A 24,898-nucleotide genomic window follows, 5' to 3' on the forward strand; every position below is an offset into this window, starting at 1 on the left:
CCTAACTCGGCACATCACGCAGCAATTCAATGATAGGCAAATATAATGTCACATCCTTATGATATTTTAACGCTTGATAGCGGCGCACAGCTCATTTTTACCCCGTGTTCTGGCACGAAGGGTGCTAATTTAGTTGAATCTATTTCAACACTCAAGCGAGCCGGGGCGGACATGCTGATAACATTGATGTTTGATGAAGAAATGGAAAGAAACAATGTCTCTTCGTTATCTTCCGAATGCGAAAAACAGGGTGTTAAATGGATTCAACTCCCCATTATTGATGATGAAGCACCGAATAAACTATTTGAGCCTCTATGGGATGCTCAAAAACCCAATATTCTATCCATAATAAAAAGCAAAGGGACTATTGCAGTTCACTGCAAAGGTGGTACTGACAGAACAGGGTTGGTCATTGGCCTTATTCTTCTATCGTTAGGCTGGCCTTGTGAAAGAGTGATTGAAACAGTTCAAAAAATACGCCCCAAGGCGCTGAAAAATAATGTTCAACTTGATTATTTAAATACGTTCGCCGCAAGCAATAATAGCAGTTAACGTGTCTTGAAAGGCGACATGTGTAAGACCGTATACGTCAGGCTAAAATATCGGCAGAAATCTAAAGAGTAGCGAATGAAAAAGATTATCAAAAAACATGATTGTATTGCTTGTTTTAGGGATTTTGTGCCCATCCCCTCGAAATCGGCATTAGGATGAAATATTAACTTTTTTAGGATTATCTTCATTTAGAATTTTATAAACTGTAGATCTGCCTATTCCTAATTCCTTAGCTATATCAGTGGCTCCCATATTATGAATTAATGTTGCATTAATCGCGAATAGTCTATTTCTAATTGTTCAAGCTCTACTGGCACGTAAAGTTTCCCTAAGAAAATTCTAATCATACTTTCAGATAAAAAATCATTTACATATAGATATTTGTATATATAATATTTCATATATACAAATATTAGGATTTACTATGAAAAGCCTGAAAAAGAAAAAAATCCTTTTCCTTTGCACTGCTAACTCGGCTAGATCTCAAATGGCTGAAGCTTTAATGAGACATAAAGCTGGTGACATATTTGATGTTTATAGTGCAGGAACTCAACCAGAGAAGGTTGATTATCGTACATTTGATGCATTAGATAAATTTGGATTAGATGCAAACGATTTGGTGTCTAAAAATGTAAATGTCTTTGAAGGTCAAACTTTTGATTACGTTATTACCTTATGCGATAAAGCCAATAATGAATGTCGCAGCTACCCTAATGCCGTTAAGCAATTAGCTTGGGATTTTCCCGATCCAAAAGAGCGTTCGGGTAGTAACCCTTTTTCTACAACATTAAACGAGCTTAACAACCGTCTATCGATGTTTCTTTTGGTTGAAGAAAAGGACGCTAAGATCAGTTGTGGTGATACAAAAACCTCAATTGATGTCGAAAGTGACGAATTTGAACCCATCTCCTTTTATAAAAGCCTAACCGATGATATCCGACTGAAAACGTTAATGTTGACGCATTATCATGGTGAACTTTGTGTTTGCGAATTAATGGAGGCGTTGGAAGAAAATAGCCAGCCTAAGGTATCACGTAATTTAGCTGTTTTGAAAAAAGCTAAGGTGATAACTGATAGAAAGCATGGTCAGTGGGTGTTTTATCGTATTAACTCTGAGCTGCCATTATGGGCTAAATCTGTTATTGCACAAACCACAGAGAATAATGTTCCTCTGATTAGTAACGAACTTCAGCGTTTAGCTAACATGCAAAATAGACCTGATAGAGCGAGTTTCAGTAAATAATTATTTAAAGGATTGAACAATGGTATTTTTGAGCGTTATTTATCAGTTTGGGTTGGCTTAAGCATTATGCTTGGTGTGGTATTAGGCTTATGGCAACCTGATGCTTTAGTCTCTTTAGCTGTAGTCGTTTCAGGGATAGTTTATTTTAAATGGCAATTGCCTTGGCTCGACCCGATGATGAGTTTACTCGTTGCTTTAGTTGTTGTAATTGGAACTTGGTCATTATTTAAAAGTACTGTCCACCTTATGTTTGATGGAGTTTCCGATGGTGTTGATGTGAAAGCAATTACCGCTTACTTAAAAAGTCACTCAGATATAGCGAGCTTCCATGATTTACATATTACCGCAATTTCAACCAGTGAAAATTCATTTAGTGTTCATATAGTCAAACATGAGGACTGGATAATTGATGGGAATTTACTCGATGAGATAACGTCTACTATTCAACATGACTTTAATCTTTCACACGTCACCATTCAAATAGAAAGTAAGTCTTACTCTAACGCCTGTAAATCAATACATTGCACAGATAATTAACGATAGGAAAAATAATGTCACATCCTTTTGATATTTTGCCTCTTAAAAACGGTAGCCAACTTATTTTTACCCCGTGCCCTGGCACGAAAGACTCTATTTTAGTTGAGTCTATTTCAACACTTAAACAAGCAGGTACTAGCATGCTTATTACGTTGATGTTTGATGAAGAAATGGAAAAACACAATGCACACTCTCTGCCCGTTGAATGCGAGAAACAAGGGGTTGAGTGGGTTCAATTACCCATTTTAGATGATGCTGCCCCAAGCCAAGCCTTTGAATCTCAGTGGGATGCTCACAAAGCTAACATTTTAGATGTGATAAATAATAAAGGCACCATTGCCGTTCATTGCAAAGGTGGCTCAGGCAGAACAGGGTTAGTGATTGGGCTTATTCTTTTAGCTTTTGGGTGGTCTGGTGAAAAGGTAATTGAAGCAGTACAGGGAATACGACCTAAAGCACTAAAACATCCAGTTCAACTCGATTACTTTAATTCATATTTATAATTTTAGGACACACTTATGACGATTAAAATTGGTATTAACGGCTTTGGCCGTATGGGACGTTTATCAATGCGTGCAGCATTTGATTGGGATGATATAGAGATTATTCAAATCAATGATCCTGCGGGAAATGCTGAAACACTAGCGCACTTAATGACGTTTGATTCAGTACATGGGCGTTGGCATCATGAGGCTACTCATGAAGGGGATTCAATAGTTATCAATGGTAACCTTATACCTTGTACGCAAAACAAAGCCACCCAAGATACTGATTGGTCTGGTTGCGATGTGGTTATTGAGGCATCAGGAAAAATAAAAACTAAAGCCCTGTTACAAGCCTATTTAGATCAAGGTGTAAAACGTGTGGTGGTTACAGCCCCTGTGAAGGAAGATGGTGTATTGAATATCGTTATGGGAGTGAATGATGAACTATACGATAAAGCTATTCATCCTATCGTTACGGCAGCTTCATGTACTACTAACTGTTTAGCACCAGTGGTCAAAGTTATTCATGAAAAAATTGGCATTAAACATGGTTCAATGACAACTATTCATAGCATAACCAATACACAAACCATTTTAGATGCTCCTCATAAAGATTTACGCAGAGCACGCTCTTGTGGCACAAGTTTAATACCAACAACAACAGGTTCTGCTACGGCAATTACGCATATTTTTCCTGAACTTAAAGGGAAGCTTAATGGTCATGCGATACGAGTCCCTTTAACCAATGCATCAATTACAGATTGTGTATTTGAAGTAGCTCGCGGTACAACGATTGAAGAAGTAAACCAATTACTTAAACAAGCATCAATAAGTGAGTTAAAAGACATCATGGGATTCGAAGAACGTCCACTAGTATCTATTGATTATAAAACTGACCCTCGTTCAAGCATTATTGATGCATTATCAACGATGGTAGTAAATGATACCCAAGTAAAGCTTTATGTCTGGTATGACAATGAATGGGGTTATGCCAATAGAACGGCTGAGCTAGCACGTATGGTTGGTTTGGCGGACAAAGGTTAATCATGGGGCTTTTATCACTCAAAGCGTTATCACCACAAATTAAACAATATTTGGTGATAACGGGTAATTATTGGGCGTTTACTTTAACCGATGGCGCACTACGCATGCTCGTAGTGCTGTATTTTCATCAGTTAGGATATAGCCCTTTAAATATTGCCATGCTGTTTTTATTTTATGAAATATTTGGTGTTATCACTAACCTTGTTGGGGGTTGGTTAGGCGCAAGGCTTGGTCTCAACAAAACCATGAACATCGGCCTAGCCATACAAATAATTGCTCTTGGCATGCTCGCTGTCCCTGCTGAAATGTTAACAGTTATCTACGTAATGGCGGCACAGGCATTATCAGGTATCGCCAAAGATTTAAATAAAATGAGTGCGAAAAGCTCGATAAAATTACTTGTGCCAGAAGGCGCTGAAGGTAAGCTTTATCAGTGGGTTGCACTTCTTACAGGGTCTAAAAATGCGCTAAAAGGTGTAGGGTTCTTTCTTGGAGGTTTGTTACTCACCTTGCTTGAATTTAAAGGTGCAATCATCTTAATGGCTTCACTATTAGCCATCGTATGGGTATTTAGTTTAATCGCATTAAAAGATGATATGGGCAAGGCGACAAATAAACCTAAATTTAATGATATTTTCTCTAAGAGTTCGTCAATAAACATTCTTTCTGCTGCTCGAATGTTTTTATTTGGTGCAAGAGATGTTTGGTTTGTCGTAGCGTTGCCCGTCTTTTTAGCTGTAACCTTTAATTGGGATCATTGGTGGGTCGGTGGCTTTATGGCAAGCTGGGTCATTGGTTATGGCATAGTACAATCTATTGCCCCTTATTTTACAGGAAAAAAGCAGGGTAAAGTGCCAACGGGTAGAGCCGCATTTGTATGGGCAAGCTATTTAACATTAATACCTGCTGTGATTGCTTTGGCCTTACATTTTAATTTTCACATTCAAGCTTCAATCATTATAGGGCTACTGATTTTCGGGGCTGTTTTCGCCATTAACTCTTCTTTACATAGCTATCTCATCGTCAGCTATGCAGGTAGTGACGGTGTATCGCTTGATGTTGGTTTTTACTATATGGCTAATGCGATGGGGAGATTAATTGGTACCGTACTTTCAGGTTGGGTATATCAAGAATATGGTCTTGAAGCCTGCCTGTGGATATCAAGTTCATTTGTGGCTATGGCATCCTTGTTATCGTTAAAGCTTCCAATCGAATCAGAGTAAAACGAATTTTGTTAATTCGGGGAGGCACTGAATAATGTACAAATGAATATGGGAAGATTTAAATGGAATTGCATTATCAAATTTGAACTAATTGTTCAATTTGCTTAGTAACTAGCTCTAAGTAGGCTTTCTTATGTTGGATTTTAATATTCAGTAGATTAAGTGTTTCGTCTGGAATGTTATTGTTGTCAGCATTTATAGCCATTAATAAAGGCTTAATATCAAGAAGCAGGAGACCTGCTGCTCTAGCTGTACGAATAAACCGAAGACGTTTCAATGCACATAAATTATAACGACCGTAGCCTGATTTGGTTTGCTCATTGCAGTGTAATAAGTTTTCAAGCACATAGTTCCTGACAGTGTGCACCGTAGTTTGAGCGGCATTTGCTAATTGAGAAATACTTAATGGAAAGTCTAATAATTCATCGTCTGCTCGGATAAAACCATTAAAGTCCGGGATTTTATTTAGAAAAGAGGCATGTTCAATAGGGATATTTTCAATTTTTTGGCTGTTCATTATCGTTTCCTTATTTGAAATAAATGTTGATACTAAATTTTATAGCAATAAATATGTAATTTATTGATAAGCCTTTTGACCTTAAAGAAGTGGTAACTAAAAAACCAAATAGTTACCACCTAAAACAATAAATTATAAATTATTGGTAATATCGAATATGAAACGTTAATACTCGATATAACAAAGGAGTATTCGACACCTTATAGTGACGTTATTTCATCAATGACAACACGCTTTTTCGTCATTGGAAAACAGTCCTTTGAAGTCTGTTTTTCCTGACATTCTGTCGATATAAAACTGAGGATCATTTTGGAATGTATCTAAACAATAAGGACAGCGACAAAAGTGCAATTCATGGTCGTTAAACTTAAAAGGTACGGTTAGCCCCACTGGTTTTTCTGCCAAACACGTAGGGCAAACTTTTATATCCAATGTTTCCCTCAGATATTTATCTGTTTTTTTTTGAAAAATGGCTAAACATCCCTGACAACAAAAACAATATTCAACAGATTTGTACTCTATCTTTGGTGCTTGCGAAATATTGATCCCTAATCTGATTAGCGAACAGCCACAGGTTGAGCATATCATCATTGATATTTCCTATTGGTTGTTTAAAAACAAAATGGTTTAACCCGCGCAACACGATAAATCTTTAACATCTTTGCTAAACGTTTGCGCACATAGTTTTAAACCCTCAACCATCGTTAAATAAGGGAATAGTTGCCCTGCAAGGTCATCTACCGTCATCTTATTATGAATAGCAAGTACAGCACTTTGGATTAATTCCCCACCTTCATGAGCGAGTATTTGTGCGCCAAGAATTTTACCTGTCGGTTTGTCAGCGACGAGTTTAATAAACCCATCCGTTTCAAAATTAGCTAATGCTCTCGGTACGTTCTCCATATCTAGCACACGGCTAATAACATCAAATCCCTCTGTTATGGCTTGCTCTTGGGTTAATCCCACCGTTGCTACTTGTGGATCTGTGAAGATAACAGCAGGCATCGTCGACAGATCAAGCCTAGCATCACCACCCGTCATATTTATACCTGCTCTACTACCGGCAGCGGCTGCTACGTAAACAAATTGTGGCATGTTAGAGCAGTCACCTGCGGCATAAATATTAGCCGTTGATGTTTCCATTTTATCATTGACAACGATGGCACCATTCTTCTGTGTTTCAACACTAATATTTTCTAAACCAAGCTGAGCCGTATTCGCATGGCGACCTGTACTAACAAGTAATTTATCAGCTGTTAATATTCCCTCATTAGTCTCTAATGAGAACAACTTACCATCATAGGTTACGCTATTTGCTTGGGTATTTTTTAACACTTGAATGCCTTCTTTTTCAAAACACTCGGTCAACCTCTCCCCCAATAAAGGATCCTCTGCATACAATAACGTATGGCGCGCTAACACTGTGACATTACTTCCTAAACGGCGATATGCCTGTGCGATTTCCAATGCAACTACCGATGAACCTATCACTATTAGATGTTCAGGTAATTCTTCTGAAAACAATGATTCAGTCGATGTCCAATAAGGAGTATCAGTTAGACCATTAATCGCTGGGATCGTAGGTGTAGAACCCGTAGCAATTAATATGCGATCAGCAATAAGTTCTTCTTCAGAGCCGTCTGCTTTGTTGACTATTAAAGTATTTTCATTTTTGAAACGCGCATAACCTTTTAATAAGGTTAATGCAGGGTTTGACTCTAAAATACTGATGTATTTAGCACCACGTAATTCATCAACGCGCGCTGTTTGTTGATGTGCTAGCAGAGAACGGTTTATTTGAGGGTTATTGTTTTCAAGTCCATCAAATGGGTTTTCTCGTTGTTGATGCGCTAATTGCGCAGCACGAATAAGTATTTTTGAAGGGACACAACCGACATTGACGCAGCAACCACCAATGACCTCTGCACCTTCAATAATGGTTACTCTAGCCCCACCTTCTGCCGCCTTAATCGCACTAGCAAAAGCACCCGAGCCACTACCTATAATAGCGATGTGCAATTGCTTCTTTTGCTCTAAAGAGTTAGACGAACAACAATCTTTTTCATTAATATCTGACATTTATATTTCCTTAATTCTTTATTTTCAATTTAAGCAGGACACGTTTCATCATCACAGCGACGACTTACAGGAGAAACCATATCCCATATTGAAACCGCAACCATTAACCCTAGCCCTGTATAAGTAGCGTATGAACTCCATTCATATTCAAACCAAGGGTATAAGGACAATAAAACTAAAATCGGGCCAATTGAACCGAGTAAACTACGGTGCCACTGGCGATGACTAAGCCAACCTAAAAGATTCATTGCTAAGGCTAATGAGGCAAATAATGGAAATAAAGTATTGACGAATAATCCTTCCCATTGACCTAAAAACCCCATACCTAATGCCGCTGCAATGTTGGCAATAGCAGGGAAGCACATGGCACAGCCCATTGCCGAAACAACCGCGCCTAAAGATCCTGTTTTATCGCCAAGGCGTGTTAAAAGCTTTAAAGGATTAAACATAACTTACCTCTATTTTTTCAATGTAGACGGATAACCCGCATTGGTTGTTGCTTTTATTAAGGCATCAACATTGGTTTTGGCATCATCATAAGAAACCACGGCTAACTTGGTTCCGTAAGTGACTTCGGCTTTTTCTACACCCTCGACATTTTTTAGTGAATGTTTAACCGTTATTGGGCATGTAGCACAATTCATCGTGGGTACGTCAAGCGTAACCGTTTGCGTTTCAGCAAAAGCACTGATGCTTGAAAGAGAAAGTAAACAGCTTAATAGTAATTTTTTCATAGGTGATCCCAAATTTTAAGTAGTGTAAAAGTAAGTGGTTTGATAAAAAGTTAAGCGAACCAAAGTATCCAGTAATTGCTAGTGACCAAAATAAGTGCAGTTAATGCACTAAGCCAAAAGATAACTTTACGGCGCTGTTGTGTTGCTGGTACCGCACAGGCGGTATCAGGTTTACATTCTTCTACAGGACGGTAAATCTTCCAGCCTGAGTAACTAAATAACAGCACCACAAACAGAACAAATACGGGTCTGTAAGGTTCAAATGCGGTTAAATTACCTATCCAAGAGCCGCTTATGCCAAGTAGTAATAACACTAGAGGCCCGACACAACATACCCCTGCGCCTATGGCTGCTAAAATGCCGCCTATCATTGGAAAGTTTGATGTTTTCTGATTCATATGGATACCTCATTAAGTTATGATATCAATGTAATCCATGTACCTAGGTACGGAGTCAAGAGCCTTTTTTATTAAAGTAATAAAATGTATTTTGACCATGCTCAATATGACCTTGATTTTGATCAGGCTCTTTCATGTAGCGCAATAGTGATATGCAATTTGAGGATAAAACGAAGCCGATAGTTCGACATAGGAACAATGGGTAGGTTTGGCCGTGCTGATAACTTTTTTTAAGTGACAGGCAGTATAGAAAAGTTAGCTGATATTAGACACGTTATGGCTGTAAAGAATCGATAATAGGGCAACACGTATCATCCTCGTTACTTTGACATTGGCCTATATGCTCTAATAATGCTTTTTCTAAAAGTAATAAATCGGCTTGTTTGGTTTGAATAGCCACTAATTTTTTTTTCGCTAACTCTTCTACTTGGTTACAGGGACTATCATTAAGTGAAAGTAATCCCTCTATTTCACTTAAGGTGAACCCTAACTCCTGAGAACGCCTAATGAAACGAATTCTATTTACCGTTTCTGTTGAATATTGTCTATAACCCTGTAAAGGTTTAACGGGTTGTTTTATTAGTCCCTTACGTTCATAAAAACGCACGGTTTCAATATTTATCCCGATTTTCTTTGCTATTTTACTGATGGTTCTAGACATTAATTGTCCTTACTGAAAATATCATAGTGTTAAATACATTTATTATTGTAACTTGTTTTATCCGTTCTTTGTGTTGCTAATTGACTCGATACCGTTGAGTAAACCAACTAAATCTATTTCTTTACGATCTTTATTAAAGGCATATTCGCCATTCAGATTAATATGCTGCCAAGCAACAGGCGATAGTCTAGAAATAAGTTCAACCACGTCTTGCCTGCCGTTTCTTTCTTGTATTTGCAAAAATGCCGAAAGTAACGCTGAATTATAATAAATGATGCAATTAGAAATGAGCCTAGCGCAGTCGTTCCATTGAGATACTTGGTAATCATTCCCTCCACGGAATTTGTTACCATTAACTGAAGTAATTGCCCGTTTTAATTGATGGTATGCTTCACCTCTGTTCAATGCTTGTTGAACATAATGGCGCAGTGTTGAATTATCAACATACTCCAGAACATAGATGGACTTAATTAAACGGTCGTTTATTTACATAAAAATAAGAAAGGCTTAAATCCCAGACGAGGATATCCGAGAGTACTATTATGCTAGAGGCTTAGCCGAACTTAGTATCTATCAATTAAAGTACTCATAAAAATTATTACAAACTAATAGTCACACTTAAGTACTAAGCGGACTTCTTTATTATATATCTCAAGTAGTTGATCAATAATTTTTATCTTTTTCTTGAGGAGGCTGCATTTGTCTTCTAAAAGGGCATGAGCAGGCTTCATTATACCTTCTAAATTATGGCTATTTTTATATGATTTAGAATACGCTTTAAGTGCCTTATCATATTCTAACATTTCAAAAATAAATCTTGATCGTTGTGCACGGCAATCTTTTATGAATTCGACCTGTAACCAAGCTCTTGTCTTAATAATGTCATAGCTGTCGTAAAATAAATGTGTTTTTTTATAAATCTTGAACTTATTATTTATAACTATTGATTCTTCTAACTGACCTTTTTTAGTCAACTGCTTAACATAGCTAGACACTTTTCTCTGTATCTCTGAGAGTTCAAAGTGTTCTGTTTTTGTTAAACAACAAAAACCAACACTTATCTCTTTCAAAGTAAAGTTGTCTACATTACTCATACTAATAACAGTGTGAAAAAATGAATCCAGATTTAAATCCATGTATACCCTTAAATTATGATATATAGTACATATTATATGTACTATAGTACATATGTGAGATACTAACAATATGGGATCATTATCTTTTTTAAGATTCGGATCCTAGTTAAATGCGATCAGTTATAGAGATCATTGGTAAAAATATAAAACTAGCTCGTGTAAAGAAAGATTGGAGCCAAGCCGAACTAGCACATTTATTAAATGTGGAACAGAGCTATGTTAGCAGGGTTGAATCAGGAGCTGTGGCAATCTCATGTGAGAGAATATATGAAATAATGCACTTATTAGAATGTGATACAGACGATATATTTCCATCAATATCTACAATAAAGAACAAAACTAATTAAAAAGGCTATACAAAATTCCGGTATATCCCCTGAAGTGGAGCTAGCATGAAACAGGAATTAAGTAAGTCGAACAGAGTGGCTTTTGAGACCTTTTTTAAAATTATGGAAACTTGGGCAGTCCCTCAAGACACTCAATTAATCTTACTAGGAAACTTACCCTTATCAAATTTTTTAAATGCTAAAAAGGGAAAGTTTACAGAAATAAATTTAGATGTAATCAGAAAAATTGCATGTTTAATCGGCATATATAAATTTTTGAGAATATTATTTCACTCTAAAACTCAAGCCGATACCTGGATACATAGACCTAATAAGGCTTTTGAAAACCTCTCGGCTTTAGAGTTTATGTTAAAGGATGACAAAAAAAATATCGATCAAGTTTATATATACCTCCGTGCACAACTAGTTTAGATATAAAGGTTTCTATTTACTAATGATGATTTCGGACCTAATGACTCGTCGACTTACTGAATACAGATAATAAAGGTTCTGTAATGCTGCGAAGCCTTACTCACAAGCAGTCCCATCCCCGTCTCTGTCATTCATATACTCGTAGGCAGGATGATCAAAGGAAACGGGGAAAATTCCATGTTCTCTTGCTTCGGAACAATTAATTCGACCATTATTATTTGTATCATATAATGTGAGCACGTCGTTTTTTTTAGATGAATACTTATTACTAGATCCTTCATCTGGATAAAAAATCATTTCAACACTATCATATTTAGATAATATAGATTCTAAAGCGTCAGCTTCATCTTTATCTACACCTAGCCCATACTTCTTTTTTACTTCTATAATTCGGTTTGCAAACCAGCACTTATTTCTTTTCAGCAACCATTCAGAAGCGTCAAAATCGCACTTTCCTCCTTTGCCACATCGATTGTTCTTCGGTGACGCAAGAGTTAAATTTAAAGGATCAGTTGCAAACTGTATCCGTCTTTTTTTCGTCGCACTGCATAGACCGCTATCATGACCTTCAGATGCTGCAACAATGTGTTCAATGTCTGTCATTCTATCATTATAAAAATACTTTCCTGAATATGGTCCATATCCAGCCCTCCCATGCTTCTCACGATCTTATCCTCTAAACTCTGAGTATAAGGGTATTGGTCTCTTTTATTATAGGGTGAACATCTGTGTTCAGGCTTAACAACAAGACCATTCAAAATGCTTTGACCTGCATATGAATAAACTGAAAATATAATTATAAAAGTGAGTGTTACTAAGTACTTCATAGTTATACCCTGTATAAATATCTGAATTATCAACCTGCGATGAGCTCAATTGAAGGGATTCACGCCTAATAACTGTTGCGTAGCCGGAAGCACAAAGTTTATCGTAATCTGTTAAGTCTCATTCAAAATAAACCTAGAGCTTAGAACTGTATACTCAACCAGTATTAGTATGCAAAAAGTACATTTTTTGGTACGATATATAAACAAAACCATCCTAAAGGTGACATATGGGTAGAAAACGAGTGACGACAACAGGCGAAAACTCCACTGGTCGTAATACGACTTTCCACGATAATTACACTAATAACGACATGACAAGAAGTCAGTTTGTTAAGAAAATTGAACATGGTAATTATAGTAACTACCATGTTCGTAAAATCAATGGTATCAAAACACCTGTATCTAACCCTGATAAAAACGTTAACAATAATCTAGATTAGTTAAAAGAAAGAAAGGACTCTTAACTCCCATTCTTGCAGCTATACCCCATTAGCACATTGTACTAGTAGAATGATAGCTTAGATTACGCTCTACTACCTGCTGATAGAGAATTGCGGACAGTCTATCTGAAGTTATATTTGAACCTTTTACAGTGACTTATTCTAATTTATTACTCATTTTATATTTTGTAATTTAGTTAAACCTAATAAAATTAGGTTAAATTTTAATATGTACAAGCATATGTAAAATGAGTTAAATTGCATCTAAATAACATGGAAAGTATTGCGGTAATCTAGAAAATATGAAAATTTCTTATCCTTCTCTTTTTAAATCAACAGGATTTAATGATATCGATAAAGCAGATATCTACAAAATGTTTGCTGAACCATTCCCACACTCAAAACGTCGTATTATGCTTACAACAAAGCTCCGAGAATACATAGAGCAAGTAAATAGTTTGGCTAATAGGGCTGGTGTAAATATTGAAATTTGGATCGACGGTTCTTTTACTACAGAAAAACTTGAGCCTGATGATATTGATCTTGTTATATCTGCAAAAACTTGCGAATTAGAATCACTACCGATAGAGTTGAAGGATGCTTTTATTACTCTAGTCGATAACAACCATACAAAAGTGAACTATAATTGTGATGTGTACTTTTGTAGTGAAGATGACGTAGTAAACCGTAGTTATTGGAGAGGGTGGTTTTTGTTTGATAGAGATGAAAAGCCTAAGGGTATTGCGAGGATTTTCTTATGATTAAAGATATGAAATTTGATTGCTTGTCTTCCAGACAATCACATGTAGAAGAGTTAATTGATACTCTAAATAAGAGTGACTCATTTTCTTCGAAACTTGCCAGTAAGTCATTGGACTATCATCTTAGTGATTTAAGAAATCAACAACAAGAGTCTTTAGATACTCAAAGCTTAAAAGAAGTATTAGAGGTTAGATTAATAGGTGCTTCTGTTAACTCTGGTTCAGCTCCTATTGAATTTATTTCGAAGCTACTAAAAGAGATCTCACTATCTATACACAGAGCAGCCAACAAAATTACTACAGGTAAAAACTCCAGTAAAACAACGAGTACAGTCAAAGATTTACTAAACCTAAGATTTGCAGGGACATCACCGGGCTCTACAAGAGTTGTAATGACAGCCGACTCAGTTGGTGATTTAGCTGGCAATATAACTCATGATACTTTTAAAGAACTTTTTAGCATTTTAGGTTCATCTGATGAAACTGACTTTATTGAGCATGCATCTAATATCGGTTCACACTCTTTAGCATCAATTCATACATTAATAACCGATATTAATAAACAAGGCTTATCCGTTAAGCTAAGCTGGCCTGACTCATTAAATGGTAGGGTTAGGGTATGGGACGGATCAAAAAAGAATATACATTCATTTCAGGAAAGATTTTCTTCTATTGATATACGTAGAACTGAAACGGCCAACATTTCTGGAAAAATAACGTTACTATCCCAACATGGTAAATTTAGTCTTCTCCAAGATAATGGCGAGGAGATAAAATCTACATACTCAAATGATTTACTTGCTCACGTTCAAGCCTTAAATATAGGCAATAGAGTATCAGCCACATTTCAAAAGAACTATATTGGAAACTCAAAGCTAAAAGTGGAAAAGGTTTCATATAGACTTTTAAGGTTTAAATAGTACTTCTAATAGCTCTATGCCTATTATTGCTACTAAGACTTTTCGTTATAGGCTAAATATGATAGCCCGCCGAGTATTCACTTTGCGGGTTAATTCATGGCCAAAGTACATATAACTTTTTGAATAAAGCTTCACCAGATTCTGGATAACAAAATGACAAGCAAATAGCTTTCTCATTTTTCCTGAACATATTATAAATAAAAATTATTCAAACGTTTAATCTTCTAACTGTAATTGTATTAAGTCGCTCTGTATATATTATGATTACCTTACTTACAGCAAGCTCGCAGTGAACTTAAGAGTGTTATTTTCATTCTATTCCTTTAAAAAACACTTTAGTTTAGCACCTAAATGAACAGATCGAGATTTGGAAAAATCTTTACTCAATGCATCTGAAAAAACACTTAATTTGCCAATAAAAATGACTTCTTTTTTTGCTCGTGTTATTGCAGTATAAAGCATTGTTCGATCTAAATTTAAAGTCCTATCTAAAGGAATAATGACACGATCAAATTGAGAACCTTGGCTTTTATGAATTGTCATGGCATATGCCAACTTTAATTCATTAATGAGTTCTATTGTTACTTCTCGCTCTGAACCATCGTCCCATAAAATCCGCCCAAAGCTCAAGGGAGTATTATCTTCCAAAGAGCGTAGTGCATGCCTTTTATATACTTTAATTACTTCCCCTAAAGAGCCATTCATTAAATCTAGATTATAAAAATTCTTGCAGCACATCACTTTATCACCTAGGCGAAAACCTGTTCTAAGAAAGTGATCAAACTCTTCTGTGACGATATGTATCTCAGGTCTATTATTAACAGATGAGCACAACTCATTAATAGAGTCCGCCATTTTATTAGTTGGGCAAATAATCTGTGTGATATTTGGTGATTCCCAATAAAACTCAGCTGCCAAAGCTTTGATTTTGCCAAAACCATTTACTTCAGTATATTTCACATCGAAGTGCTCTAATTCGGGCATAATACCTTGACGTACGGAGTTTGCCACAGATGGTATATTAGAGTTCTCCCCCTGACGTTTCACCTCAGTTAAAGTAGCCTTAGCAATGAGCTTCAATTGAATAAGTTCATGAAAGACTAGACCAAAATCTATCGGTGGTAATTGCCCCGTATCACCAAGCATTACTATTCGGGTTTTACTAGGGATAAACTTCAAGAGGCGATACATATTTGGTAAGTCCACCATAGAGCTTTCATCAATTACAACCGCAAATTCTGTATTTTGATTAAAATCAAATTTTCGTAAGAATCTAGCTATAGTAAAAGATTTATGACCTGTCGCCTCACTCATTCGTTTAGCTGCTTTCCCGGAAATAGCTAATTGAATTGGAGCTATATCCATGCTATCAAATACACGATACAGCACATCTAACAATGTTGTTTTTCCTACACCGGCACCACCATTAATAATACAAAATCGATTTTTATGCGCTTTATCTAAGGCGTTAATTTGACATGTCGTCAATGAAAAACCTTTCTCCCTCTCATACTTAAGTAATATGTCTGAAATACTAGTCTTTGCAATTAAGCTCTGAGAGGGAGTTTGAATCAATTTAGCTAGGGTCTCAGCAATAAAAGACTCCATCAAGAATGCACCATTACTTTGAAAAGCGCCTTCTTTTAAAAGAACGTAATTATCACAATCAATCTCTAGTACCTTTGATAATAGGCTTTCTTTTTCTATAGCTTCAATATTACCTGATGCCAGATACCGCCCCAGTGCCTCTACAATAGATTCATATGTTGCAACCGTGCTTCCACTATTCAATATATCGTAAAGCGCCGCTTCAATAGCTGCGGATACCCTAACCTGCGAATCTTCAGTAAAACCTAGTTTTTTAGCTATCCCATCGCATACAATAAAAGATAATCCAAAAGCAAGAAGCAGATATGGATCTTTATTCAATTTTTCGATAGTCTCATTCTGATAAAACTCAATTACCCTGAGCGATACTGAAACATCTAATCCTAGAGTTATATTACAATAGCGCATAGCATCAAGATTTAGATAGATCTGCCACGCATCAATAGCTCGAACAGCTGTTTCATAAGAAAGTACTTGAGTTAAAGCTTCAATGTCACCTTGAGTTAATAAATCACTCAGGCGCTCACCAAATACAGCCCAAAGCTTCTGCGCTTTGACAGGACCAATGCCTTTAAACCGACTACCAGTACCAATTAAATCTGCGATTAATGCGCCTTGAGGAGACAAAAAATCAATCTTTTTAGTTGTGACTAAGAATCGCTTCAATACTGAATCTGTAGTGATTGTAAGCTTTGCTTTAGGAGTAACATCCAGTAACATACCCTTTGTTATTGTAGAAACAATAACATCTTGATCAGAGTCTTCAATAAGAACAATAAAATGCTCTAGTTTATTAATTTTCTTGAAAGTTAACGGATCAATTTCAACACCATTAAATATAGCCCCATCTCTGCTGTGACAAGCACTACGTGTAACACGAATAGTAATAGGCCGTGCATATTGCATCATCATCGAATGAAACGTCCAAATCGTGTTAAATAATCAGAGCGAACATCTACTTTTGCTAACTGATTTTTTGCTGTTCGTAATTCAGTTTTCAAATTGTCAATTTTGGCTGATAATTCTGAAACTTGTAATTGGAGACTTTTAATTTCAGCATTTTCTACCTTAATTACTTCATCTCTTTTTACACTATTGAAATAATTAATATTACTATTATTCTTAGTTAATTTATCTCGTGATTGGTAAGGCAATTCAAGTATATACCCCTGAACTTTAAGTGCTTTAGCTTTTAAAATTATATAGCTTTTAATATGTTCATTTTGATATAAACTTGAACGGGCAATTTTTAACTCTTTGGCTATTGCATTTAAATCCAGAGATCCATTATCGATGTAACTCATCCAAGCTGCTGTATCTAATACTCCTATCAACCCAGCAACTTTAATAAGGTTTGCTTTACCTGATGGGTGCATACGATCTAAGTTAAAATCGGAAAGCTCGGCTTCTACATCAAATAAATTACTCATTAGCGACTCTTTTTTCTACCAGCTGTTTTAATTGATTCAGGTATCCGTGCGTTGAGCTCATCAATACTCAAATTAGCATTAGTGGCGTTGTACAACCAACGTGCATATTTTTTGTCATACTCCTTAAGTATGCTTTTAAGACGCTCACACTCACCTTTTCGTTTTATTAACTGAGCTTCCAAGTTTTCAATACGTTTTTCCGCAGTGACAACCTCTTTCTGCGTACCATTAATTTCAGAATAAGCATTAGAAATCACCTGATTGGCTGATAATGCCTGACGTGTAAAGCCACTCATTTCAGCCAATTTAGCCCATGTTACTTTGCCATTTTTAGAGCGAGAGGCAAGTAAGACAATTTGACTACAAATTTCTTTCTCTAACTCTGAGTTTAACCTAGCTTGTTTTTTCATATAGCCTCACACTTCGTTTTTCCTTCAGGGAAAACCTGTACACGCTCTCCGACAGCGATGCTATCATTACCCTCAATATCTAATGCTATCTTACACCCATTGAGAAGTTCTTCATGAGAAGCTAACCAGTTATTTGCATTATGATACTTCTCTTCGACTGAATCTTTAGCCGCTTCAACATGAAGCTTTTGCTGTTCAAAAATACGCTTTACTTCATGAATTTCTTTCTCACGTCCTTTAACGCGATAATACTCAGCGCATCCACGTAAACAAGCGTAATGCTTACCACAAGGACTATCGTTATAGTCATGCTTACATAGCCCTATCGCTGTTGTTAGTGTTGTCGTTAAGTCATCTATTGTGTCAATTGCTTCTTCTCGATCTACAAGCGTAAATAATATTGAAGCTTCTTTTGCTTGCTCACTTGAAATGCCTGATGAAGCAATAATATTATGCGCATGATCCATGACTACTTTAGCTTTATTAGTATGATCATATGCCTCGTTATCACCAATATATTTTCTCCCAAAATACCTAGCAACTTCAATTTCCGAAACCGTATCGCATAATTCCAACATTGTACTAAGGAAATGTCTGAACTGATGTGATGTGAGGCGTATAGGTGTATCTTCATATACCAAATTTCTACGTTCAAAAATACTTTTTACACCTAGCTCGGGACGACCTGAAATATAATCAGATATCTGTGTGTGTGTGATGAGAGTGAACTTCCATGCTTCTGTAGATTTCAGTGCATGGTGACGTTGGTGTTGTGTTACAAAAATCATACGATGTAACTTATCTGCCACTGTTGTATTCTTAACGACTGACCAGAGTTCTTTTATTGACTGTGAAGCCAAAGCAGCCGTCACACCTTTGACGTCTATAGGCGATATTGTAGCTACCTTTATTGGTTTTCCTTGAGCGCCTTCTACAACTCTAGCGTTAATTGTGATATTTCTTTTTCGCAGAAAAGTTTGAAAATTTGAATTACTGGACCACGCAAGTAGACGACATGCCTCAGAGGCAGGGATTTCATGTTGAAAATCAAGCTCAGGGAAAAAGTCATATTCTTTTTCCTCAAGCTGTTCTATACAGTTCCTAACTGGGGAGAGTAAATCAATGGCAGTCTGTAAACCTTTTACCAAAATTGGTACTAAGCAATCAACAACTGTTTTTGAGCTATATCCGCCTCCTTTTTTCGCTTTGTAACGTATTTCATGGACATTGAAAATTTCCAGCTTTCCAGTTAAAACATTACGTTCCTCAATTTCTCTTTCATATAAACAATCCACATCTAATGAAATAACCTCATCAAACCTAAAGCCCGTCGCAAACATTATTTCAACAATAGCTTGAAACAATGCATCATCGCCTTTCAGATCTGTATTGGACAGTGTGGCGACACAAATCAAGCTATACTTGGATGGTAATTTTTTAGCTCTTTCATCTATAGATGCTGAATCTATTTTTGTGTCACTATTAGTATGTGTTTTTCCACGTTTAGCCGTCTTTCTGAAAATTATTTTATACTTAGCTAATTTCATTCGATTTATAAACTTACAAATACCCTCTAGTTTGCTTCCGATACGATAAAATGTTGAAGCCGCCAGTCTCTTTTCTGCATCAAGCTCTGCTAATCTGAAGTCATTAGTGGAAAGCTCTGCTATTTTTTTGTTTGTTTGAGACAATACGTTGTCTAAATAACGATACGCATTAACCCAAATTTGTAATGTGCCAACATCTTTTTGTGACTCAATCTGAATTGCTGTAATATGACATTTTAGAACATTAGACAATTCAGCATGGTGAAAAGGTCGCATTTCCTTTCGTGAAGTTTTAACATTTACAGCTTTTTGGTTGTCTCGATTAAAATATATGTATTGTTCGTACCCAGCCTTCCGAGCTTGTGTTTTGCAAATTCCTTTAACATCCCAATATAAACCAGCCCAATCAAAGGAATCTTTGGATTTGAAAGGTGAGTTTTTTTTGTAAAACGTAACCAAATTATCGAGATTTGATTGGACGTCCTCTCCAGTACGGGGTAATAATGAGACAACATTACTCATATTTCACCTCGCTCAAATTTTTGTACAAACTGTGATGCAGCTAAAAAATCTTTATGCTTTAGTATTTCTATTGCATGGGATTCACCAAATGTACTTTTGGTCTCTTCAACAAATAGCTCAACCACTCCCTTATGATCAGCATCGTCAAAAGCTTCTAAAGACTGACATCCATAGCAACTTAGAGGAGGGTTAAGTCCACATGGCAAGATGCTGCCACAGCTACCAATGAGATGTAATGACTGATCTTTTGTAGGTGCAAATATTTGCTGACCTGATTGCGAAGCTTGGTCTGATGCAATAACTTTTCCTTTGAAGGCATCAAGAATATCACTTGCCTCTGTATTTAAAATATCTCCGAGTTTTCTTGCAACATGGTGAGTATGTCGGTAATAAACTTCCAGCTGCTGCAAATCGCTATGATCCATTAGTTCAGCAACAACCTTCAATGGAGTACCTTTAGCAATCAACTGCGTACAAAATGTTTTTCGTAAACGCCGATTAGTAACTTTGAAAGTAATAGAGAGCTTTTTATTTATAGCTTTTATTCGCTGATAAAAAGTTACTGGTCTAAGTCTTAAACTTCCATAATTATGTGTTTCTTTTGTTGCGGGGCATAATATGAAATGCTCAGGGTTTTCAGTGTAATTCTCTTTTTCTAAATAACGTTTTTTGAGGTCTTGAATCATTTTATATAGGGTCAATGTTATAGGTCTTTTTTTATATGTATTATTATTTTTAAATCCGCGCTGTTTTGCTCTGGGTAAAAAAATAAATGGAGCATTACCTTCTTCCATCATCACATGCTTAAATTGAAGCCTAATAACCTGAATATTACGAGCTCCTAATACTTGACCAATTTTTAGTGCAACTAATCCTTGATGTTCTTCAATTGAAAGCTCATTCAGCTTAACTTTAGATAGTTTTTCCCTAAATATCCTTTGCTCTTTAAGCATCAAAGGACCTCTATTTGGAAGCACCATTAAAACGTCTTTTCCTTTACCCTCATCAGACCCAAATCGAAGTGTATCTAAGTAGAGATCAAAGAAATCTTCATCAAAAAAAGGAAAATCTTCTTCTACAAACCAACCATAAATTATTCTCAACATGGATTTAGGGTTAGCGCTACGACTTTGTGTCATTACATCTCGAACTTGTTCATCAATGTGATCGTTAATCTCATCTTCATTTTTAAAAGCTTTGTTAAAGTGAAATGCCCTTAAAAGTAAAAATTGATTATATATCGTTTCATTTGCGTACTTTTTACAGGCAAATGAAATCCATGCTTTCGCGTGTTCAATAATTAAAGGATCAACTAATTTGAAATTAATAAGTATTCGCTCAGGAAGTAATCGGCAATCATCTCCAGTTAAATCAAGATGTTGCCCACTTTGAGTTATTGGATAAGGGTCATAAACTATCTCTTTATCTGAATAATCAAAAGTAGCAGTTGTTATCTGCTCATGACTCAGAACTACATTAGGTTTCATAAACTATAACTTCCTTTACTATTGAGTATTCTCTAATTCATCGTGGTAACTACTTAGGGCTTCAATACTTTGCTCTAAAGTAGCAAGCTTTTCATAATTTTCACTTTGTCTAGAATTCGGTCTCCAGCCACCTATAGAGTTTTTTATTTTTGTTTTTAGATCATCACTATATCCTTTCGAATACATCAAACGATCTAGGTTTTCAAAAAATGTGTGGCGCAAACGATGAGGCCCAAAAGTACCAAGGTCTGGTATCTTTACTTTTATGGCTTCAAAGATTGATGTTAATGCGGATAATGATAAAGGGTTATGTGGGTGGTGACTTGACAAGAAAAGAAAAGGTGGCTGTTTCATGGCTGCTTTAGGGATATTTCTGATAACCTTATATTCATTGACCAAATCAGCTAAATTAGATGAAATTGGAATAATCCGACTTTCAGTTTTTTCATGTGGAACTTCTGAACGAGGATCTTCATACATAACGTTTTGCGTAGTATAAATATATGGTCGTTCACCGTGTCCTAGTTTTGTTGTATGGCAATTATCGATTGTCAAAGAAAGAAGTTCACCTCGACGTATCCCAGTTTCATAACATAAACGAATAATAAGTTTATTTCGTAATGCGGTACTTCTAGACCAACCAAAATAACTTGGATTTTCAAGCCCTTTGTAAAGTGAAGATTGAAGTAAAGGAGAAAGTCCTGTAACGGATGATGATTTTGAATTTACCCTTTTACGACCCTTTAACTTTTTAAAAAGCCTTCTGGAAAGAACCTCAATACGTCTTATTACTGGATCACCAATACGACGTCGACTTATAGCTCTGCCAACTAAATAGTCAAAGTAATCTATGCATGCATCTACACGTTGATTGAAGTATTCTGGCTCGACTGTTCCACTAATGATAGGTGTAACTTTTCCTAACTCCTTGGAATACCTTTCAAGATGGCGAATAAAAGATATAAATAACTCACCTCTACTCAGTCCATAAAGCGAAACTTCTTCCTCTAGATCAATATCCATACGCTCAGCCCATCGTTCAATATGAATAATGTGTCGCGTAATGTTTAACTGCGTGCTGTCGGCTCGACCTGAAAGCTCTATTAGACTGTAGCGGCATATTCTATCTATAGGAACTCCGTTCTGATCTACGACAAGACAACCAATCTCATTAACACCATCCTTTCTGACTTTACGTATCTGCATAAATCAAATCTTTACAATATTAATTTGGTATATTTATAGCATACAAAAACACACTGTCAATTTAATTTTACAATGAAAATAAAAAAAGCCCTTTAAAAAAAGGGCCTTATCATAAAAGTTCTTTACACTTTAAAAGTTCCAGAACTAGAACGGGATATCGTCATCAAAATCAATGGTTGGTTCCATTGGGTTTGATGCACCACCTTGCGGAGCACTTTGTGGTTTAGGAGCGAAACCACCTTGCTGCTGCGGTGCACTATTTTGTTGTGGTGCAAAGCCGCCTTGCGGCTGGTATTGATTACTTTGCTGCTGTGGTGCTGGAGCCGGTTTTGGCTGCGCTGCAGGTGCTGCTTGCTGTTGTGGAGCATAACCACCTTGTTGCTGGTTATTTTGGCCTTGATTATTTTGACCGTAACCACCACTTTGTTGACCACCTTGCGGCTGATTACCTTGGTAACCACCACCTTGTTGGCCGCCTTGATTACCTTGGTAACCACCACTTTGTTGATCGCCACCACGTGCGCCTAACATTTGCATTTGACCAGTAAAGCCATCTACAACTATTTCTGTAGTGTACTTTTCTTGGCCTTGTTGATCGGTCCACTTACGTGTTTGAAGTTTACCTTCAACATAAATTTGTGAACCTTTACGACAATATTCACCAACAATTTCAGCTAACTTGCCAAAAAATACAACACGGTGCCACTCAGTTTTATCAACCATTTGGCCAGTGTTCTTATCTTTATAGCTATCCGAAGTTGCTAGGGTAATATTTGCTACACCGTTGCCGTTAGGCATATAACGAACTTCAGGATCTTGCCCTAAATTACCAACCAAAATTACTTTGTTCACACCGCGTGCCATGGAACCATCTCCTATAAATGTTAGATTAAACCAGCGACTTTACGCGCTTGGTCTAGGTCAAATTCTTTATCATTAATCTTTAAATAGCTGCGACTTTCATCGCGAACTACAGTTGCTTCTATTACACCTGGTAAAGCAACTAACTGAGAAGCAAGTACTTGAGCATGCTCTTCAGAATCTAATTTGGTCATTAAACTAATAACTTTACTTTTGGGTGGGACTTGCATTTTCCACGCAATAATAAGCCATATTAACCCAACAAGTGCCGCTGCCGCAAACACAGCTTGCGTCGTTGTAGTTTGTGCTACATAGCCACCTAACATACCGCCTAAAAAGGCCCCTAAAAACTGACTAGATGAGTAGCCACCCATTGCTGAACCTTTTTGGCTTGCAGGTGCTATTCGCGATACAAGCGCAGGCATAGTGGCTTCTAAAAAGTTAAACGCCACAAAATAAAGCAGCATACACACAGCAATGCCTACTACACTATTAACCCATACCGACATTGCTAACATACTAATAGTTAACAAGGCTACTGAGCCAATAAATGCTTGTTTTTCTTTCTCTTTTTTAATGGCCACAATCATTATTGGTACCATTAATAAAAATGCTAAAAATAGCACTGGAATATACAAATACCAGTGATGGTCAGCAACCAAACCATCTCTAATTAATTGACTCGGCAGTACCACAAAAATTGTGGTTAGCGTTAAATGCAATAACAATACACCTGCATTTAATCGTGCTAACTGAGGGTGTTTAATTAATTTTTTAATGTCGCTGAAGCTTGCTAATGTATCGCCTTTGGGCGCTTTATTTACCGCCTTTGGCACTAGCATGGTCACTATAAATATACCTAAGACTGCTAAAATAGCAGTCAACCAAAATACACCAGCAATACCCCACGAAGCGGCGACAATTGGCCCAAGTAACATAGCAAAGGCAAAGCTCATTCCTATGCTCATACCAATAACGGCCATTACTTTTGGTCGTTGCTCATCGCGGCTTAAATCTGAAGCAAACGCGAGTAGCGCACTGGCTATTGCGCCCATACCTTGTAAAGCACGGCCTACGGTAACCATTTGGATAGAGTCAGCTAATGCAGCAACTACAGAGCCAATAGCAAATACAACTAAGCCACCAACAATAACCTTTTTACGACCAATCTTATCGGATAATCGACCCATAGGTATTTGTAGTACAGCTTGCGTTAAACCATACGCACCAATGGCAAAACCAATCCAAATAGGCGAAAAACCTTCAAGCGATTGTCCATAAATAGCCAATACAGGCATCAGCATAAACAAGCCGAGCATTCTAAATGCAAACACACTCGCCAGTGATACAGCGGCGCGTTTTTCTCGTGAATTAAGTGAAGATGCGGTCATTATCTGCGTGATCTTACTCTATGAAAAATTGAGGTTGGGATTCTACCATAAGCTTGGCAATAATTAATCGCCTATAAGTAAGGATTTTTCATTGATCAAGGATTAATATTGCTTCGTATTA

At 36.7% G+C, this 24,898-nt stretch carries 29 protein-coding genes; 11 read left to right on the forward strand and 18 right to left on the reverse strand.

Annotated elements, in window-relative coordinates:
• The first annotated feature begins 45 nt into the window (after nucleotides 1–45).
• The gene (locus H5126_RS10475) at nucleotides 46–552 is read left to right on the forward strand and encodes a tyrosine-protein phosphatase (RefSeq protein ID WP_154904229.1); all 507 of its coding nucleotides are present in this window, start codon (nucleotides 46–48) and stop codon (nucleotides 550–552) included.
• Between the two features lie 150 nt (nucleotides 553–702).
• Here H5126_RS10475 and H5126_RS21725 read toward each other — a convergent pair whose 3' ends face one another.
• Complete coding sequence (locus tag H5126_RS21725) at nucleotides 703–804, reverse strand: helix-turn-helix domain-containing protein (RefSeq protein ID WP_154904230.1); 102 nt, start codon at nucleotides 802–804, stop codon at nucleotides 703–705.
• Between the two features lie 172 nt (nucleotides 805–976).
• Here H5126_RS21725 and H5126_RS10485 point away from each other — a divergent pair, with 172 nt between their 5' ends.
• The 5 genes from H5126_RS10485 to arsJ are packed head-to-tail and all read left to right on the forward strand — an operon-like array spanning nucleotide 977 to nucleotide 5,084.
• Complete coding sequence (locus tag H5126_RS10485) at nucleotides 977–1,795, forward strand: metalloregulator ArsR/SmtB family transcription factor (protein ID WP_154904231.1); 819 nt, start codon at nucleotides 977–979, stop codon at nucleotides 1,793–1,795.
• 12 nt (nucleotides 1,796–1,807) lie between these two features.
• Nucleotides 1,808–2,332 (forward strand): cation transporter, encoded by a 525-nt coding sequence (locus tag H5126_RS10490; RefSeq protein ID WP_154904232.1) that lies wholly within the window; start codon nucleotides 1,808–1,810, stop codon nucleotides 2,330–2,332.
• A gap of 14 nt (nucleotides 2,333–2,346) precedes the next feature.
• Nucleotides 2,347–2,835: a tyrosine-protein phosphatase gene (locus tag H5126_RS10495; RefSeq protein WP_154904233.1), complete on the forward strand. Its 489-nt coding sequence runs from the start codon at nucleotides 2,347–2,349 to the stop codon at nucleotides 2,833–2,835.
• A 15-nt stretch (nucleotides 2,836–2,850) separates the two neighbouring features.
• On the forward strand, nucleotides 2,851–3,861 hold the full coding sequence (locus tag H5126_RS10500) for an ArsJ-associated glyceraldehyde-3-phosphate dehydrogenase (protein WP_182720221.1): 1,011 nt from the start codon (nucleotides 2,851–2,853) through the stop codon (nucleotides 3,859–3,861).
• Between the two features lie 2 nt (nucleotides 3,862–3,863).
• Nucleotides 3,864–5,084 carry an organoarsenical effux MFS transporter ArsJ gene (gene arsJ / locus H5126_RS10505; protein WP_182720222.1) on the forward strand — a complete coding sequence of 407 codons (1,221 nt, stop codon included), beginning with the start codon at nucleotides 3,864–3,866 and terminating at the stop codon, nucleotides 5,082–5,084.
• 76 nt (nucleotides 5,085–5,160) lie between these two features.
• Here arsJ and H5126_RS10510 read toward each other — a convergent pair whose 3' ends face one another.
• The 8 genes from H5126_RS10510 to H5126_RS10550 form a co-directional block, all read right to left on the reverse strand.
• Nucleotides 5,161–5,601 carry a MerR family transcriptional regulator gene (locus H5126_RS10510; RefSeq protein WP_154904236.1) on the reverse strand — a complete coding sequence of 147 codons (441 nt, stop codon included), beginning with the start codon at nucleotides 5,599–5,601 and terminating at the stop codon, nucleotides 5,161–5,163.
• Nucleotides 5,602–6,228: 627 nt separating this feature from the next.
• Nucleotides 6,229–7,680, reverse strand: a complete 1,452-nt coding sequence (gene merA / locus H5126_RS10520; protein WP_154904237.1) for a mercury(II) reductase — start codon at nucleotides 7,678–7,680, stop codon at nucleotides 6,229–6,231.
• A 29-nt stretch (nucleotides 7,681–7,709) separates the two neighbouring features.
• Nucleotides 7,710–8,129, reverse strand: coding sequence for an organomercurial transporter MerC (gene merC, locus H5126_RS10525; protein WP_154904238.1), 420 nt, complete (start codon nucleotides 8,127–8,129; stop codon nucleotides 7,710–7,712).
• A gap of 9 nt (nucleotides 8,130–8,138) precedes the next feature.
• On the reverse strand, nucleotides 8,139–8,414 hold the full coding sequence (gene merP / locus H5126_RS10530) for a mercury resistance system periplasmic binding protein MerP (protein ID WP_154904239.1): 276 nt from the start codon (nucleotides 8,412–8,414) through the stop codon (nucleotides 8,139–8,141).
• 50 nt (nucleotides 8,415–8,464) lie between these two features.
• Nucleotides 8,465–8,812, reverse strand: a complete 348-nt coding sequence (locus H5126_RS10535) for a mercuric transporter MerT family protein (RefSeq protein ID WP_154904240.1) — start codon at nucleotides 8,810–8,812, stop codon at nucleotides 8,465–8,467.
• A 274-nt stretch (nucleotides 8,813–9,086) separates the two neighbouring features.
• The gene (gene merR, locus H5126_RS10540) at nucleotides 9,087–9,473 is read right to left on the reverse strand and encodes an Hg(II)-responsive transcriptional regulator (protein WP_154904241.1); all 387 of its coding nucleotides are present in this window, start codon (nucleotides 9,471–9,473) and stop codon (nucleotides 9,087–9,089) included.
• Between the two features lie 57 nt (nucleotides 9,474–9,530).
• A complete protein-coding gene (locus tag H5126_RS10545) occupies nucleotides 9,531–9,959 on the reverse strand; it encodes a Tn3 family transposase (RefSeq protein WP_154904242.1) in 429 nt (142 codons plus the stop codon).
• Between the two features lie 119 nt (nucleotides 9,960–10,078).
• Nucleotides 10,079–10,609, reverse strand: coding sequence for a hypothetical protein (locus H5126_RS10550; protein ID WP_154904243.1), 531 nt, complete (start codon nucleotides 10,607–10,609; stop codon nucleotides 10,079–10,081).
• Nucleotides 10,610–10,719: 110 nt separating this feature from the next.
• On the opposite strand from H5126_RS10550, the gene H5126_RS10555 reads away from it, so the two are divergent.
• Both H5126_RS10555 and H5126_RS10560 read left to right on the forward strand, forming a co-directional pair.
• Nucleotides 10,720–10,956, forward strand: a complete 237-nt coding sequence (locus tag H5126_RS10555; RefSeq protein WP_154904244.1) for a helix-turn-helix domain-containing protein — start codon at nucleotides 10,720–10,722, stop codon at nucleotides 10,954–10,956.
• Nucleotides 10,957–11,001: 45 nt separating this feature from the next.
• On the forward strand, nucleotides 11,002–11,367 hold the full coding sequence (locus tag H5126_RS10560) for an antitoxin Xre/MbcA/ParS toxin-binding domain-containing protein (protein WP_154904245.1): 366 nt from the start codon (nucleotides 11,002–11,004) through the stop codon (nucleotides 11,365–11,367).
• 96 nt (nucleotides 11,368–11,463) lie between these two features.
• On the opposite strand, the gene H5126_RS10565 is transcribed toward H5126_RS10560, so the two are convergent.
• The gene (locus H5126_RS10565) at nucleotides 11,464–11,970 is read right to left on the reverse strand and encodes an excalibur calcium-binding domain-containing protein (protein WP_154904251.1); all 507 of its coding nucleotides are present in this window, start codon (nucleotides 11,968–11,970) and stop codon (nucleotides 11,464–11,466) included.
• A gap of 451 nt (nucleotides 11,971–12,421) precedes the next feature.
• Between H5126_RS10565 and H5126_RS10570 the strand changes: the two genes are divergently transcribed.
• The 3 genes from H5126_RS10570 (at nucleotide 12,422) to H5126_RS10580 (ending at nucleotide 14,315) form a co-directional block, all read left to right on the forward strand.
• A complete protein-coding gene (locus H5126_RS10570; RefSeq protein ID WP_154904246.1) occupies nucleotides 12,422–12,634 on the forward strand; it encodes a hypothetical protein in 213 nt (70 codons plus the stop codon).
• Nucleotides 12,635–12,936: 302 nt separating this feature from the next.
• Nucleotides 12,937–13,395 carry a DUF6932 family protein gene (locus H5126_RS10575; protein WP_154904247.1) on the forward strand — a complete coding sequence of 153 codons (459 nt, stop codon included), beginning with the start codon at nucleotides 12,937–12,939 and terminating at the stop codon, nucleotides 13,393–13,395.
• Entirely contained in the window at nucleotides 13,392–14,315 is a 924-nt protein-coding gene (locus tag H5126_RS10580; RefSeq protein ID WP_154904248.1) for a hypothetical protein, read from the forward strand. The genes H5126_RS10575 and H5126_RS10580 overlap by 4 nt, the downstream gene beginning before the upstream one ends.
• Before the next feature lie 315 nt (nucleotides 14,316–14,630).
• Here H5126_RS10580 and H5126_RS10585 read toward each other — a convergent pair whose 3' ends face one another.
• The 8 genes from H5126_RS10585 to H5126_RS10620 form a co-directional block, all read right to left on the reverse strand.
• A complete protein-coding gene (locus H5126_RS10585) occupies nucleotides 14,631–16,835 on the reverse strand; it encodes an AAA family ATPase (protein WP_182253881.1) in 2,205 nt (734 codons plus the stop codon).
• Nucleotides 16,832–17,353 carry a hypothetical protein gene (locus tag H5126_RS10590; RefSeq protein ID WP_154903937.1) on the reverse strand — a complete coding sequence of 174 codons (522 nt, stop codon included), beginning with the start codon at nucleotides 17,351–17,353 and terminating at the stop codon, nucleotides 16,832–16,834. Before H5126_RS10590 ends, H5126_RS10585 begins: the two co-directional genes overlap by 4 nt.
• Nucleotides 17,353–17,763 carry a hypothetical protein gene (locus H5126_RS10595; protein ID WP_154903936.1) on the reverse strand — a complete coding sequence of 137 codons (411 nt, stop codon included), beginning with the start codon at nucleotides 17,761–17,763 and terminating at the stop codon, nucleotides 17,353–17,355. The genes H5126_RS10590 and H5126_RS10595 overlap by 1 nt, the downstream gene beginning before the upstream one ends.
• Nucleotides 17,760–19,832: an integrase gene (locus H5126_RS10600; RefSeq protein WP_154903935.1), complete on the reverse strand. Its 2,073-nt coding sequence runs from the start codon at nucleotides 19,830–19,832 to the stop codon at nucleotides 17,760–17,762. Before H5126_RS10600 ends, H5126_RS10595 begins: the two co-directional genes overlap by 4 nt.
• Entirely contained in the window at nucleotides 19,829–21,319 is a 1,491-nt protein-coding gene (locus tag H5126_RS10605) for a site-specific integrase (RefSeq protein ID WP_154903934.1), read from the reverse strand. The genes H5126_RS10600 and H5126_RS10605 overlap by 4 nt, the downstream gene beginning before the upstream one ends.
• An 18-nt stretch (nucleotides 21,320–21,337) precedes the next feature.
• The gene (locus H5126_RS10610; protein ID WP_154903933.1) at nucleotides 21,338–22,525 is read right to left on the reverse strand and encodes a site-specific integrase; all 1,188 of its coding nucleotides are present in this window, start codon (nucleotides 22,523–22,525) and stop codon (nucleotides 21,338–21,340) included.
• Between the two features lie 144 nt (nucleotides 22,526–22,669).
• The gene (gene ssb / locus H5126_RS10615) at nucleotides 22,670–23,389 is read right to left on the reverse strand and encodes a single-stranded DNA-binding protein (RefSeq protein ID WP_182720223.1); all 720 of its coding nucleotides are present in this window, start codon (nucleotides 23,387–23,389) and stop codon (nucleotides 22,670–22,672) included.
• Between the two features lie 20 nt (nucleotides 23,390–23,409).
• On the reverse strand, nucleotides 23,410–24,777 hold the full coding sequence (locus H5126_RS10620) for an MFS transporter (protein WP_182720224.1): 1,368 nt from the start codon (nucleotides 24,775–24,777) through the stop codon (nucleotides 23,410–23,412).
• Nucleotides 24,778–24,898 lie beyond the last annotated feature (121 nt).

This window comes from Pseudoalteromonas sp. SG45-3, from assembly GCF_014164075.1.
GTDB lineage: Bacteria > Pseudomonadota > Gammaproteobacteria > Enterobacterales > Alteromonadaceae > Pseudoalteromonas > Pseudoalteromonas distincta.